The 13223-nt window shown below is 61.9% G+C and carries 12 protein-coding genes; 4 read left to right on the forward strand and 8 right to left on the reverse strand.

Translation table 11 applies throughout. The features are described from left to right. Positions 1–239: 239 nt before the first annotated feature. The 3 genes from BLV47_RS27950 to BLV47_RS27965 all read right to left on the reverse strand — a co-directional run bounded on the left by BLV47_RS27950 (position 240) and on the right by BLV47_RS27965 (position 4153). On the reverse strand, positions 240–1865 hold the full coding sequence (locus BLV47_RS27950) for an ABC transporter substrate-binding protein (protein ID WP_092319583.1): 1626 nt from the start codon (positions 1863–1865) through the stop codon (positions 240–242). Between the two features lie 814 nt (positions 1866–2679). Then, on the reverse strand, positions 2680–3243 hold the full coding sequence (locus tag BLV47_RS27960; protein WP_092319587.1) for a helix-turn-helix domain-containing protein: 564 nt from the start codon (positions 3241–3243) through the stop codon (positions 2680–2682). A 193-nt stretch (positions 3244–3436) separates the two neighbouring features. After that, entirely contained in the window at positions 3437–4153 is a 717-nt protein-coding gene (locus tag BLV47_RS27965) for an SIMPL domain-containing protein (protein ID WP_092319589.1), read from the reverse strand. 230 nt (positions 4154–4383) lie between these two features. On the opposite strand from BLV47_RS27965, the gene BLV47_RS27970 reads away from it, so the two are divergent. From BLV47_RS27970 to BLV47_RS27980, 3 genes are all read left to right on the forward strand, one after another. After that, entirely contained in the window at positions 4384–5646 is a 1263-nt protein-coding gene (locus tag BLV47_RS27970) for an ATP-binding protein (protein WP_092319591.1), read from the forward strand. Next, positions 5639–6199 carry a response regulator transcription factor gene (locus BLV47_RS27975; RefSeq protein WP_016968400.1) on the forward strand — a complete coding sequence of 187 codons (561 nt, stop codon included), beginning with the start codon at positions 5639–5641 and terminating at the stop codon, positions 6197–6199. Before BLV47_RS27970 ends, BLV47_RS27975 begins: the two co-directional genes overlap by 8 nt. A 98-nt stretch (positions 6200–6297) precedes the next feature. Continuing rightward, positions 6298–8025: an ABC transporter ATP-binding protein/permease gene (locus BLV47_RS27980; protein ID WP_092319592.1), complete on the forward strand. Its 1728-nt coding sequence runs from the start codon at positions 6298–6300 to the stop codon at positions 8023–8025. Positions 8026–8170: 145 nt separating this feature from the next. Here the strand turns inward: BLV47_RS27980 and BLV47_RS27985 are convergent, their stop codons facing one another. Both BLV47_RS27985 and BLV47_RS27990 read right to left on the reverse strand, forming a co-directional pair. Continuing rightward, positions 8171–8362 (reverse strand): hypothetical protein, encoded by a 192-nt coding sequence (locus BLV47_RS27985; RefSeq protein WP_092319594.1) that lies wholly within the window; start codon positions 8360–8362, stop codon positions 8171–8173. Between the two features lie 13 nt (positions 8363–8375). Beyond that, positions 8376–10016 carry a phospholipase gene (locus BLV47_RS27990; RefSeq protein ID WP_092319596.1) on the reverse strand — a complete coding sequence of 547 codons (1641 nt, stop codon included), beginning with the start codon at positions 10014–10016 and terminating at the stop codon, positions 8376–8378. A gap of 164 nt (positions 10017–10180) precedes the next feature. On the opposite strand from BLV47_RS27990, the gene BLV47_RS27995 reads away from it, so the two are divergent. Continuing rightward, positions 10181–11122 (forward strand): AEC family transporter, encoded by a 942-nt coding sequence (locus tag BLV47_RS27995; RefSeq protein WP_092319598.1) that lies wholly within the window; start codon positions 10181–10183, stop codon positions 11120–11122. Between the two features lie 68 nt (positions 11123–11190). On the opposite strand, the gene BLV47_RS28000 is transcribed toward BLV47_RS27995, so the two are convergent. Genes BLV47_RS28000 through BLV47_RS28010 form a run of 3 tightly spaced genes read right to left on the reverse strand, consistent with a single transcriptional unit; the run spans position 11191 to position 13054 of the window. Next, positions 11191–11571, reverse strand: coding sequence for a carboxymuconolactone decarboxylase family protein (locus BLV47_RS28000; protein WP_092319600.1), 381 nt, complete (start codon positions 11569–11571; stop codon positions 11191–11193). After that, positions 11568–12629 (reverse strand): calcium/sodium antiporter, encoded by a 1062-nt coding sequence (locus BLV47_RS28005; protein ID WP_092319602.1) that lies wholly within the window; start codon positions 12627–12629, stop codon positions 11568–11570. The genes BLV47_RS28000 and BLV47_RS28005 overlap by 4 nt, the downstream gene beginning before the upstream one ends. 50 nt (positions 12630–12679) lie before the next feature. Continuing rightward, a complete protein-coding gene (locus BLV47_RS28010; protein WP_092319604.1) occupies positions 12680–13054 on the reverse strand; it encodes a septal ring lytic transglycosylase RlpA family protein in 375 nt (124 codons plus the stop codon). Positions 13055–13223: the final 169 nt, after the last annotated feature.

The following is a 13223-nucleotide window of genomic DNA, read 5'->3' on the forward strand; positions in this document are numbered from 1 at the left end:
CATTGATGCCAAACCATGGCTGTAGCAAATGCCCGCTGACAGACGCAGTCTTGCCTCGCCTCGACGTTAAGGGTCGAAGGCCGGGGCGTATATCCGCTGTGCCTGAAAGCCCTGTAAGAATCGGCTCTAAATTCGAGGGACCGCTCTTTGTCGAGGCGGTGTGTCGAAGATGGGCCGGGTGCTTACTGCGTGGGCCGGTAAAGCAACGGCGACGTCAGGGACGCCGCCGTTGCCAGACTTCATTTGCCGATGCTGACGCCGTAGAAGGAGTTCAAGCCGAAGGGGCTGATCTTGAAGTCCTGCACGTTGGCGCGCATGGGTTGGAACACCGTCGAGTGTGCGATAGGTGTCATCGGAACGGCGTCTTTGAGGATGTGTTGCGCCTGCTTGTACAGCTCGGTGCGTTTGGCCACATCCGACGTGGCCTTGGCTTGCTTGATCAGCGCGTCGTAAGGCTTGTCGCACCATTTCGAGAAGTTGTTGCCGTTCAGCGCATCGCAACCGAACAGGGTGCCGAGCCAGTTGTCGGGGTCACCGTTGTCACCGCTCCAGCCGATGATCATGGCCTGGTTCTCGCCGCCTTTGGAACGTTTGATGTACTCGCCCCATTCGTAGCTGACGATGTTGACCTTGAGGCCGATCTTGGCCCAGTCGGACTGCAGCATTTCAGCCATCAGCTTGGCGTTGGGGTTGTAGGGACGCTGTACCGGCATGGCCCACAGGGTGATCTGGGTGCCTTCCTTGATGCCGGCTTCCTTGAGCAACTGCTTGGCTTTCTCGGGGTCGTACTTGGCGTCCTTGATGCTGGTGTCGTAGGACCACTGGGTCGGCGGCATGGCGTTGACCGCCAGTTGGCCGGCGCCCTGGTACACCGAGTCGATGATCTGCGGCTTGTTGACGGCCATGTCCAGCGCCTGGCGAACCTTGAGGTCGGCCAGCGGGTTGGCGTCGGTACGGCCCTTGAGCACCGGCATCACGTTGTAGGCGATGTAGCCGAGGTTGAAGCCTGCCTGTTCAGGCATCTTCAGGTCCTTGTCTTCCTTGAGGGCCTTGAGGTCGGCCGGACGCGGGAACAGGGTCACCTGGCATTCGTTCTTCTTCAGCTTCTGAATACGTACCGACGGGTCGGTGGTGATGGCGAAGATCAGGTTGTCGATCTTCACGTCTTCAGGCTTCCAGTAGTCCTTGTTGCCGGTGTAGCGGATGTTGGAGTCTTTCTGGTAGCTCTTGAACACGAACGGGCCGGTGCCGATCGGCTTCTGGTTGATGTCGCTGGTCTTGCCTTCCTTGAGCAGCTTGTCGGCGTACTCGGCGGACTGGATGGAGGCGAAGCTCATGGCCAGGTTCTGGATGAACGCGGCGTCCACGGTCTTGAGGGTGAACTTGACGGTCTTGTCGTCGATTTTCTCGACCTTGGTGATGTTGGTGTCCATCCCCATGTCGGTGAAATACGGGAATTCGGTGGGGTAGGCCTTACGGAACGGCATGTCCTTGTCGAGCATGCGGTTGAAGGTGAACAGCACGTCGTCGGCGTTGAAGGTGCGGGTCGGGGTGAAGTACGGCGTGGTGTGGAACTTGACGCCTTCACGCAGATGGAAGGTGTAGGTCAGGCCGTCGTCCGAGATGTCCCAACTGGTGGCCAGGCCCGGGATGACGGCGGTGCCGCCACGCTCGAACTGGCTGAGGCGGTTGTACAGGGTTTCGGCTGAGGCGTCGAAGTCGGTTCCGGTGGTGTACTGGCCAGGGTCGAAACCGGCCGGGCTCCCTTCAGAGCAGAACACCAGGTTAGTTGCCGCCTGGGCGAAGGGGGCGCTGGCAAGCAAGCCGGCGCTGACTAAAAACGGAAGGACTGCTTTCTTGAACATGGTGGCCTCATGATTTGTTGTCATTTTTGGTGTTGAGGGCGACCTTGTGAGTCGACCCGCCGATACTTATGCAGGCCCCGTACCCAATGCAAGATGCGGGGCTGTCACAAGTCTCAAAGAGTGGAACGAACGTACACGAATGACGCATTTGTATAAAACTTGACGCATTTGACCGTTTGCGTGGGTTGTTTCTGGTGCATGCGTTGCCTTTTTCTTGGGCGGGCAGGGCGGGCCGTGCCTCCAATGGGTGCTTCGCTGGCGCCGACGCCGAGGGGCTTGTGCCGCAGCCGCCGGGCCTTGGCTGGCGCACACGGGGGCTCGGCGCATTCGCTTGGGCGGATGACGGCGTTTGCCTGGTTGGGGGAGGCCGTGGGAGACGGATGCCCGGGACCTTGCAGGCGATGGCGGGGGAACAGCGCATCGTCGGCAGTGTGGGAGTCTTGGCTCGCAGTGAGGTGGTCACTGTGGAGTTTGCTGGAGGCGTTCGACCGGCCGCGGGGGTGGGTCAGCCTCGTTGTTCGCCAAACCTGAAGCGCAAAGGTCTTACACATGCAAACCTCATTTTTTCTTCTTCTAGGGCAGATCTGAGGATTGGCCTTGTGGGCCGTGGCAATTCGCCTTGCTATGGGGCGTTGATCCAGCCCCATGGACCCTGTGTGGCGACGGCGATCGCTTGTTATGTGATTGATTGTCGATTCGCCGATGCCGAAATTAAGTCATGCTGAAATCGTGGTCAACGAAAATTAAGCCTGACTAACATTTCTCTGCGGCACAGGGCCGCTTGTGCGGTTCCATGGGGGGCTGTGGAGTTGGCTCAGGCCGCTGAATGATCGTCGAACAGGCCCATGGTGGTGACGGTCAGCACTTCCGCCGGGCCATGGCCGGCATTGGCCAGGAAATGGCTCTTGGTCGCGTCGAAGTGCACCGAGTCTCCGGGACTGAGTGGGTATTGCTGACCTTCGATGGTGTAGACGATCTGCCCGGAAAGCACATAGGAAAACTCCGAGCCGTCATGGGAGATCAGCTCCGACTGATAGCCCACCGGTATGTTCATCTTCACCGCGTTGATCAGGTTGCCGGGAAAGGAGCTGGACAGCCGCTCGTAGGCGAGCGGCTGCCCCTCGATGGTGTAGCGCACCCGCTTGCCGTCGTGGGAGTCGGGTTGCGCCTGAATCGGCTGGTCGAACAGGGCGTTCAGGGGGACGTTCAGCGACTTGGCAATGTTGACCAGGGAAGAGATGGAAACCCCGGTGAGGTTACGTTCTGCCTGGGAGAGGAAACTGGCGGTCAGTCCCGATTCACTGGCGATCTGACGCAAGGTTTTCTTGGCGGCGCGGCGATAGCGACGCAGGCGTTCGCCGATGCGATCTGCGGTCATTGACGAGACTCTTATAGGAAAGGCGCAGTATACCCGGCGGACATCAGTAACATCTGACTTGCCCCATGCCGGGGCCACAACTCTAACATCTGCGAACCGAGTTCCCCGGGTCCGGATTGAAATAGTTGGTAATGAAAAACGGCGATAACCTTTCTGCAGAAGGTTATCGCCGCTGGAAGAGGCGGGGAAAAGGTTACGGCATCAGCACTTCGATGGCGCCATCGGCGGTCATGCTGACCTGGCTGGTGCCGGCTTCCACTTCCGGAGTGACCGGTGCCGAGTCCATGCTGGCGGCCTTCATCATCATCGGCGCGCGCATGTAGGGCTGTGGATAACCGTTGCTGTTGAGGTTCAGGTTGACGATCTTGTAGCCCTTGCCACCCAGGGCATCGGTGGCCAGTTGTGCGCGGGCCTTGAATGCCTTGACCGCGTCCTTGAGCAAGGCATCTTCGCTGGCCTTGCGGGTCGGATCGGCGATGGCGAAGTCCATGCCGCCCATTTTCAGGTCGCCCAGCAGCTCACCGGTGAGCTTGGACAGCGCGGCGAAGTCGGAGCTTTCCAGGCGCAGTTCGGCGCGCTCACGCCAGCCGGTGATCTTCTGGCCCTTGCCGTCGTAGATCGGGTAGCTGTTGCGGCTGCCCTGGCGCAGGGTCACGTCCTTGACCTGGCGGGCCTGCTCCAGGGCCTTGTTCATGGTGGTGGTGATTTCCGTGGCGAGCTTGGCCGGGTCGCTGTTCTGCGATTCGCTGTAGAGGGTCACGATCATCAGGTCGCGGGCCACTTCCTGGCTGACTTCGGCGCGCAGGGAAATCTGGTTGTAGTGCAGTTCATCGGCGGCCAGGGCGGGCAGGCTGGTGAGCGTGCCGGCACTGAGGGCCAGAAGGGCGAGGCTGCGACTGGAATGCTGCATGGAAACTCCTTGAGTGCGGTCCGCAGGGTTGATCCCGACCTGCGCGAAACCTTCAGACATGTAAGGCAGTGGCAAGTTTCAAGCCGCAAGCGGCAAGCCACTACGCTTGTAGCTGAAAGTCCGCAGCTTGCCACTGTTTTTCTGTGACGCTTTGCCGCAGTTTTGCCTGGGTCGGGGGCTGCTTGGTTATACTCCCGCCGATTGCCCTGGAGCGCTCATCAGGAGAGCTCATGCTCGCCCCCTTAAAATTGCTGTCCGCCACCCGTCAGAATCTCTGGCGGCTGACCTTCATCCGCACCCTGGTGCTGGCCGCTCAGGCAGGTTCGGTAGGGCTCGCCTACTGGTTCGACCTGTTGCCCCTGCCCTGGCTGCAGCTGGGTGTCACTCTGATGTTTTCCATGGTGCTCTGTGCCTTCACGGCCATCCGCCTGCGCACCTCGTGGCCGGTGACGGAGCTGGAATATGCCCTGCAACTGGCCTGTGACCTGTTTATCCACAGCGTGCTGCTGTACTTCTCCGGGGGCTCAACCAACCCCTTCGTCTCCTATTACCTGGTGCCCCTGACGATCGCCGCAGTGACCCTGCCCTGGCGCTATTCGGTGGTGCTGTCGGGCATTGCGCTGACGCTCTACACCTTGCTGCTGGCCCGCTTCTATCCCTTGCAGACCTTCCCCATCGCCCGGGAAAACCTGCAGGTCTATGGCATGTGGCTGAGTTTTGCCCTGGCGGCAGCAGTGATCACTTTTTTCGCCGCGCGGATGGCCGAAGAGCTGCGCCGCCAGGAAGAGCTGCGGGCGATCCGCCGCGAAGAGGGATTGCGGGATCAGCAATTGCTGGCCGTTGCGACCCAGGCCGCCGGCGCCGCCCATGAGCTGGGTACGCCGCTGGCGACCATGAGCGTATTGCTCAAGGAGATGCGCCAGGACCATCCCGACCCGCTGTTGCAGGATGATCTCAGCGTGCTCCAGGACCAGGTCAAGCTGTGCAAGGAAACCCTGCAGCAGTTGGTGCGCGCCGCCGAGGCCAATCGCCGTCTGGCGGTGGAGATGCAGGAAGTCACCCAGTGGCTGGACGAAGCCCTGAATCGCTGGCACCTGATGCGCCCTGAGGCCAGCTACCGCTTTCATCTGCTGGGAGAGGGGCCGGTGCCGCGCCTGGCGCCGCCGCCGGACCTGACCCAGGCCTTGCTCAATCTGTTGAACAATGCAGCCGATGCCTGTGCCGAAGGCCTGGAAGTGCGCCTGGACTGGGATGCGGAAAACCTCACCATCAGTATTCGCGACCACGGCGCCGGAGTACCCTTGGCCATCGCCGAGCAGATCGGCAAGCCGTTTTTTACCACCAAGGGCAAAGGCTTCGGCCTGGGCCTGTTTTTGAGCAAGGCCAGCGTGACCCGTGCTGGCGGCTCAGTGAAACTCTACAGTCACGAGGAAGGCGGAACGCTCACTGAGCTGCGCCTGCCTCGTGCCGCCCGAGGAGACGACCATGAGTGAAGAGATCCAAGTCGAAGGCGAAGAACTGCCGCACCTGTTGCTGGTGGACGATGACGCCACCTTTACCCGGGTCATGGCCCGGGCCATGAGCCGGCGGGGTTTTCGCGTCAGTACCGCGGGTTCTGCCGAGGAGGGCCTGAGCATCGCCCAGCAGGATCTGCCGGACTACGCCGCGCTGGACCTGAAGATGGACGGCGACTCCGGTTTGGTGCTGTTGCCCAAGCTGCTGGAGCTGGATCCGGAAATGCGCGTGCTGATCCTCACCGGCTACTCGAGCATTGCGACAGCGGTGGAGGCGATCAAGCGTGGCGCCTGCAATTATCTGTGCAAGCCGGCGGACGCCGACGATGTGCTGGCTGCACTGCTCTCCGAACACGCCGACCTGGACACCCTGGTGCCGGAAAACCCGATGTCCGTGGACCGCCTGCAATGGGAGCACATTCAGCGTGTACTGACCGAGCACGAAGGCAATATCTCCGCCACGGCCCGCGCGCTGGGCATGCATCGTCGTACCTTGCAGCGCAAACTGCAGAAACGCCCCGTCCGTCGCTGAACCGCGACTGAACGAATGTCCGCCGGACATCGTGAAAAAGCGAGCCGATCTACTAAGATCGGCTCAATGCTTGTCCTCCTTCCAATCGAGCCTCAACGATGAATCAGAACGCTGAATACTCTGCGGTCAACGACGCTGTGCGCGGTCAATTCTTCCGACGGGTCTGGGCCATGATCACGCCTTACTGGCGCAGTGAGGAAAAGGGCAAGGCCTGGTTGCTGCTGATTGCCGTGATTGGCTTGTCGCTGTTCAGCGTGGCCATCTCGGTGTGGATCAACAGTTGGTACAAGGACTTCTACAACGCCTTGCAGAAGAAGGATGAGGCGGCTTTCTGGAGCCTGATCCTGTATTTCTGCGGGATCGCCGCGGTGGCCATTCTGGGGGCGGTCTATCGTCTCTACCTGACCCAGATGCTGACCATCCGCTGGCGGGCCTGGCTGACCGAAAGGCACTTTGCCCGTTGGCTTGGCAACAAGAACTACTACCGGCTGGAGCAGGGCGGCTACACCGACAACCCGGACCAGCGGATTTCCGAAGACCTCAACAGCTTCACCAGCAATACCTTGTCCCTGGGCCTGGGGCTGATTCGCAACGTGGTCAGCCTGGTGTCGTTCTCGATCATTCTGTGGGGCGTGTCCGGCAGCATCGAGGTGTTCGGCTACACCATTCCCGGTTACATGTTCTGGTGTGCGCTGGTGTATGCCGCCGTCGGCAGCTGGCTGACCCACTTGATCGGACGTCGCTTGATCGGCCTCAACAACCAGCAACAGCGTTTTGAAGCCGATCTGCGTTTCTCCATGGTGCGGGTCCGGGAGAACGCCGAGAGCATTGCCCTGTATGACGGTGAGAAAAACGAAAACCAGCGCCTGAGCAGCCGCTTCGGCAAGGTCTGGCACAACTTCTGGGACATCATGAAGGTGTCCAAGCGCCTGACCTTCTTTACCGCCGGTTACGGTCAGATCGCGATCATCTTCCCGTTCATCGTGGCCGCGCCGCGCTATTTCGCCGGCAAGATCGAGCTGGGCGAGCTGATGCAGATCAACTCGGCCTTCGGCAACGTCCAGGAGAACTTCAGCTGGTTCATCAGCGCCTATTCGGACCTGGCCGCCTGGCGCGCCACCTGTGATCGTCTGCTGAGCTTTCGTCAGGCCATGAGCGAAAACGAAGAGTGTCCGCCGGCGATTGACGTGCAGCATCAGGGCGAGCAATTGCAAGTGCGTGACCTGAGCCTGGACCTGGCAGACGGCCGGCATCTGCTGGCCGGAGCCCAGATGACCGTGAATCCCGGCGAGCGGTTGATGCTCAGTGGCCGCTCCGGCAGTGGCAAGAGCACCCTGCTGCGCGCCATGGGACGCTTATGGCCGGCGGGGCATGGCAGCATTCTGCTGCCCAATCAGCGTTACCTGTTCCTGCCGCAGAAACCTTACCTGCCCATTGGCAGCCTGCGCGACGCCTTGAGTTATCCACAAGCCGGCGACAGCTATGCCCAGGAGCGTTATGCACAGGTCCTGGAGACTTGCCGCTTGCCGCATCTGGTGGCGCGCCTGGACGAAAGCAATCACTGGCAACGCATGTTGTCCCCGGGCGAACAACAACGTCTGGCCTTTGCCCGGGCGCTGCTCTATGCGCCGCAATGGCTGTACATGGACGAGGCGACTTCGGCCATGGATGAGGAAGACGAGGCCAGCCTGTACCAGGCACTGATCGATCAGTTGCCGGGCTTGAGCATTGTCAGTGTCGGTCACCGCAGCAGTCTCAAGCGCTTCCACCCGCGGCATGTGCGCATCGAGCAGGGGCATCTGCGGGAGCAGGCTGTCACCGCTTGAGGGCGCTGCCGGCGAGGCGGCAGCGGCTCCCTGCTGCTCGAATCCCGTCGCACGCCGCCTGCCAGGGCGGCGCAGGCCCCAGGCTCATGGCGTAGCCGTGGCGCTGAGGCCGTTTCGCGGGCAAGCCCGCTCCTACAGGGGGCGATCAGGTCTGGGGCAGGATCGAGCGGTCTACACGCACGGCCAGTTGGCCAGTTCCCGGTTTGGCGTTGAAGGTCACGTTGCCGCGTTCATCCACGCGCGCTCGGGCTATGGGCGCGCCGTTGAGCAACAGCTCCAGTGGTGCATCCTTCAGGGATTGGCCAGAGGCCAGTTGCAGGTTCAGGTTGATAGTCATGGTGATGTCCTTATCAGGCGTTGCGATCGATGAAGCGGCTGGTGTTCTTGTCGATGGAGCCGATCAGCTCCGGTGAGCCTCCGCGGAACTGACGGAATACATTGCGTCCTGTGGCGCCGCTGTTGCTGGTGCCGGGTGGGATGCCCAGGGTGGGCTGGAAGCTGTCGCTCAGTTCGACATAGGCCGACCAGGGGCCGATGTAGGACTCGTTCAAGCCGTTGGTTTCGCTGAGGGCATAGCGCACTGCCTGGCCTGGCAGCCAGTTGGGCTCACTGGGGCTGTGGCTCTGCCAGCCGTCGGCGAGGATCGACGGCACCGCACTTGGGGTGTCCAGATAACCCGCCGGTTTGTTCGGGCTGTAGTTCTTCAGCAGCAGGTAGGTGCTCCAGCCCCACCAGTTGTCGATGGTTTTGCTGTCGTTGAGGTTGTTGACGTCGCTGCGGCGCAGCACTTTGTCCCCGCTCATCACGAACAGTGGCGAGAAATTGCCGGTTTTCGCCGCGTTCAGATCCGGCAGCACCTGAAGCGCCCCATAGCTGCCGGCAGCCGGCACGTTGCCGCTCAGGTAGCAGGCGAAGATCTCATCCGCCGAACGCTGTACTGCCTGTTTCACTTGCTGGCGATTGCGGTGATCGACACTGTCGAAGTAGCGCTTGTCGCCGTAGGCATGCCAGCGTTCGCCCAGGGCGTTGCTGACATTGAGGCCGAACTTGCTGTCTTCGTCGTGCATGAAGCGGGTGATCAACGAGCCCAGGTCGCTGGGGGTGACTACCGCGGCCAGTTGCTTGCGTGGTACTCGGACATGGCCGGCGGAAAACAGGTCGGTGAGGAAGTGGTCGGCGAAGGCGTTCATCGCGTAGGCCAGTTCCAGTTGCTTGTCGTCCGCGGTTTTGCCCGCCAGAGCCGCCTGTTGCAGGGCAGCGGTATGCCCGGCGACATAGGCCGCCAGGGCCCACTCGCCAAAGTGGTCGGCGTTGTTGGCCGCAAGCTTCAGATAGCGGCCCAGGGGGAACAGCGCGGATACCACGCTGCCGCCGCCGGTAATCCGGTTCCACTCTTCGGACAAGGTATCGCCCAGGGCGTCATAGGCTTCATGGGGCTGTTTGCCATCGCGGATCGCCTGATTGGCGGCGAGAACTTCCTTCTGCATCACGGCCAGGATCTGTCGGGCTTCGTCCTTGGACGCCGGCAGCACCGCGAGGGAATTGAAGGCGGCGTTGAAGCGCTGCACTCGCTCGGCGGCGGTGGCGCCTTCGCAGATGGGGCGCTCGGGAATGCCGTAGAAGTCGCCTCCCAGGGCCACCACCTGGCCGTAGGTCAGGGCCAGGCCGTTGGGCAGGTGCAGCTCCACCTGCCAGGCGGGAATGGTCGGGCCATCCTTGACGAAGCGCAGCAGAGTGCTGTCACCGATGGCGGTGTGTTCGCCTCCCTCGAAACGCAATTGCGGCAATGCCTTGCGGGCGTTGCGCGCTGGTTGGGGAAGGTCTTGCGGGCGGTGGTACTTGACGGTGTGGTGGCCGTCGGCGGTCAGCATCAGGGTGTCGCCATCGCCAGTGATGGCGATGCCCTGTTCACTGAACAGGCGATCCAGGTCGGCAATGATCTGGCCCGCCGGTTGTGACTGTTGCTGCATCTGTGCAGAGATTCCTGACATTTCTAGCTCCTTGATATGTCATGTTTATGCCTGGTTTTACTGTATGTATATACAGTTATTTTCAGCATAATTGAAAATCACCGGGCGTCAAGCAGCCCACTGCGACGGCGTTGCTCGATTGGATTATCATTAGCGCCCTAACGACAGGCTCAAGGCCCCCGTGCATGCTGGCAATCTTCTTCGAAACCCTGAGCATCACCGCGCCGGTCTTTGCCATGTTGTTTCTTGGGCTGGTGCTCAAGCGCGTTGGCTGGATCAACGACAACTTCATCCATACCGCGTCGGCCCTGGTGTTCAACGTCACCATGCCGGCGCTGTTGTTTCTCGGCATCGTCCACGCCGATCTGCATGCCTCGCTAAAACCCGGGGTGCTGATCTACTTCTCCGTGGCCACCCTGGCCTGTTTCGCCCTGGCCTGGTGCTGGGCGATCTGGCGCTGTCCCAAGGAGGATCGGGGGATCTATACCCAGGGGGCATTTCGCGGCAACAACGCGATCATCGGTCTGGCCCTGGCGGCCAGCATGTACGGGGATTACGGGATTTCCCTGGGGGCGTTGCTCGCGGCGCTGGTGATTCTGTTCTACAACACCCTGTCGACCGTTGTCCTGGCGGTCTACAGCCCGGTGATCAAGTCTGATCCCTGGAGCATCTGCAAGAGCGTATTCAGCAATCCGTTGATCGTCAGCGTGCTGGTGGCGGCGCCGTTCGCCTATTGGCAGATCGGTCTGCCCGGCTGGCTGGAAACCTCGGGCCGCTATCTGGCGCAGATGTCCCTGCCTCTGGCGTTGATCTGCATTGGCGGCACGCTGTCTCTGGCGGCCTTGCGCAACAGCGGGCGGATGGCCATGAGTTCGAGCCTGCTGAAGATGGTGAGCTTGCCGACGCTGGCGACCTTCGGCGCCTGGCTATGCGGCTTTCGTGGTGCGGAGCTGGGGATTTTGTTTCTGTATTTTGGCAGCCCCACCGCGGCGGCGAGCTTTGTCATGGCCAGGGCGGCCAATGGCAATCATGAGCTGGCGGCGGCCATTATCGTCATCACCACGGTGATGGCGGCGGTGACCACCAATATCGGGATCTTTGTCTTGCAGTGGGGCGGTTGGATCTGAGGCTGTTTGCCGGCAAGTCGGCTCCTACAGGGCGAGGGTAGGAGCCGGCGTGTTGGCAAATGACGGATTCACTGCGCTTGCTGATAGGTCTCTATCACTTCCTGGGCCGCGCGAAATGCATCGATGGCCGCCGGCACTCCGGCATACACCGCGCAATGCAGCAAGGCTTCACGTATCTCTTCCACGGTGCAGCCATTGTTCAGGGCGCCGCGCACGTGGCCTTTGAGCTCCTGCGGGCATTTCAAGGCGGTCAGGGTGGCCAGGGTGATCAGGCTGCGGGTTTTCAACGGCAGCCCTTCACGATTCCATACCCCGCCCCAGGCGTGCTCGTTGACGAAGTCCTGCAGCGGTTGGGTGAAGTCGGTGGCATTGCCCAGGGCGCGATCGACGAAAGCATCGCCCATCACCTGGCGACGCATCTGCAGTCCGCTTTTCTTGTTCTCGCTCATGGCGTTTCTCTCTTGTGTTGGCGGCGCCAGGCCCGTAGCGAACTGAACAGCAGAAACGCTACCAAGGCTGGCAGGACGAAAAACAGCATCAAGTGTTCCAGCTTGCCGGCCAGCGGCATGCCGGTGGTGAAGGACACCACGTGCAGCCCGTAGGCGAGGTACAGCCCGAGAAACAGCAGGCCTTCGGCGCGGGTTATGCGATACCCCGAATAGAACACCGGCAGGCACAGCAGGGCCACGCTGAGCAGTACCGGCAGGTCGAAGTCCAGGGCATTGGGCGAAACCGAGAGCGGACTCGGCGCGACCAGCGCCGTGAAGCCCAATACGCCCAGCAGATTGAACAGGTTGCTGCCGATCACGTTGCCCACGGCAATGTCCCTCTGGCCCCGCAGGGCGGCGAGCAGCGAGGTGGCCAGTTGCGGCAGTGAGGTACTGATTGCGATCACTGTCAGTCCCATGACCCGTTCCGACAAGCCAAGGTCGTCGGCGACGGTGACCGCCGCTCCGAGCAGCAGGTGACCGGCGAACACCAGCAGCCCCAGACCGAGAAGCACCAGCAACATGCTGCTCAGGCGCGGGGCGCTGCCGCGGCGGCCGGTGGCGCAAGGCTGCGGCCGCGCCGGGTGCCTGGATTGGCGCAGCAGCAGAACCAGATAGAGCACCAGGGCCGCCAGCAGGATCAGGCCGTCTGAGGGGGTGAGGCGTTCGTTATAGGCCAGGACAAACACCAGCACACTGGCGCCGATCATCAGCGGGATATCCAGGCGCACCAGCTGTCGCGACACCCGCAGGGGAATGATCAAGGCCGAGAGGCCAAGGATCACCAGGATGTTGAAGATGCTGCTGCCGATCACGCTGCCCACGGCAATGTCGGTGTTGTCGGCCAGGGTCGCCTGCAGGCTGATGGCCATCTGCGGCGCGCTGCTGCCGAAGGCGACGATGCTCAGGCCCATGATCAGTGGACGCACCCGCAGGCGCGCCGACAAGCGCACGGCCGCGCGCACCAGCAGTTCGGCACCGGCGATCAGCATCACCAGGCCGCTGATTAGCTGGATCACGCTGAGCAGGGGCAGTTCGGCAAAGGCGGTAATGGCTTGGGCTCCGTCGGTCAGTCGCTGAGGGCCTGGACCCGTACTTTGGCGGTACCGCTGCGCAGCATGTCCAGCTGTTGCGCGGCGCCGCGGGATAGGTCGATCAGGCGGCCGCGGGTGTGCGGGCCACGATCATTGATACGGACCACGACGCTCTTGTCGTTGCCCAGGTTGGTGACTTGGACCCGGGTGCCGAAGGGCAGCTCGCGGTGGGCGGCGGTCAGGCCGTTCTGGTCGAAGGGTTCGCCGCTGGCGGTGCGATTGCCGTGGTGGCGAGCGCCGTAATAGGAGGCCGTGCCGGTTTCGTCATAGCCCCGAGGGTCGATGACGTGGCTGGTGGCGCAGCCGGTGAGCAGAGCGAGCAGGGCGCTAGTGGCAACCAGACGCTTCATTCGGGGGCTCCGATGGTTGATGTGGCGAGGGAGCGAGCTCCCGCCGGTCTGTCTGGCAGACCGCAAGCCGGCGGCGATGTTCCTTGGGGAATGGTGCCGGCCGGTATGCCGTTGCTGCGCGACCGAACGGGAGCCCGCTCCCTCGTCACACGCAAGCGGCCCGGGCCGC

Source organism: Pseudomonas saponiphila, assembly GCF_900105185.1.
In the GTDB taxonomy this organism is placed as follows: Bacteria; Pseudomonadota; Gammaproteobacteria; order Pseudomonadales; family Pseudomonadaceae; genus Aquipseudomonas; species Aquipseudomonas saponiphila.

What these genes read in the sequence shown, in the direction of transcription:
- BLV47_RS27950 (WP_092319583.1), bottom strand. Translation starts at nt 1,865, where the DNA reads ATGTTCAAGAAAGCAGTCCTTCCGTTTTTAGTCAGCGCCGGCTTGCTT.
- BLV47_RS27960 (WP_092319587.1), bottom strand. Translation starts at nt 3,243, where the DNA reads ATGACCGCAGATCGCATCGGCGAACGCCTGCGTCGCTATCGCCGCGCC.
- BLV47_RS27965 (WP_092319589.1), bottom strand. Translation starts at nt 4,153, where the DNA reads ATGCAGCATTCCAGTCGCAGCCTCGCCCTTCTGGCCCTCAGTGCCGGC.
- BLV47_RS27970 (WP_092319591.1), top strand. Translation starts at nt 4,384, where the DNA reads ATGCTCGCCCCCTTAAAATTGCTGTCCGCCACCCGTCAGAATCTCTGG.
- BLV47_RS27975 (WP_016968400.1), top strand. Translation starts at nt 5,639, where the DNA reads ATGAGTGAAGAGATCCAAGTCGAAGGCGAAGAACTGCCGCACCTGTTG.
- BLV47_RS27980 (WP_092319592.1), top strand. Translation starts at nt 6,298, where the DNA reads ATGAATCAGAACGCTGAATACTCTGCGGTCAACGACGCTGTGCGCGGT.
- BLV47_RS27985 (WP_092319594.1), bottom strand. Translation starts at nt 8,362, where the DNA reads ATGACTATCAACCTGAACCTGCAACTGGCCTCTGGCCAATCCCTGAAG.
- BLV47_RS27990 (WP_092319596.1), bottom strand. Translation starts at nt 10,016, where the DNA reads ATGTCAGGAATCTCTGCACAGATGCAGCAACAGTCACAACCGGCGGGC.
- BLV47_RS27995 (WP_092319598.1), top strand. Translation starts at nt 10,181, where the DNA reads ATGCTGGCAATCTTCTTCGAAACCCTGAGCATCACCGCGCCGGTCTTT.
- BLV47_RS28000 (WP_092319600.1), bottom strand. Translation starts at nt 11,571, where the DNA reads ATGAGCGAGAACAAGAAAAGCGGACTGCAGATGCGTCGCCAGGTGATG.
- BLV47_RS28010 (WP_092319604.1), bottom strand. Translation starts at nt 13,054, where the DNA reads ATGAAGCGTCTGGTTGCCACTAGCGCCCTGCTCGCTCTGCTCACCGGC.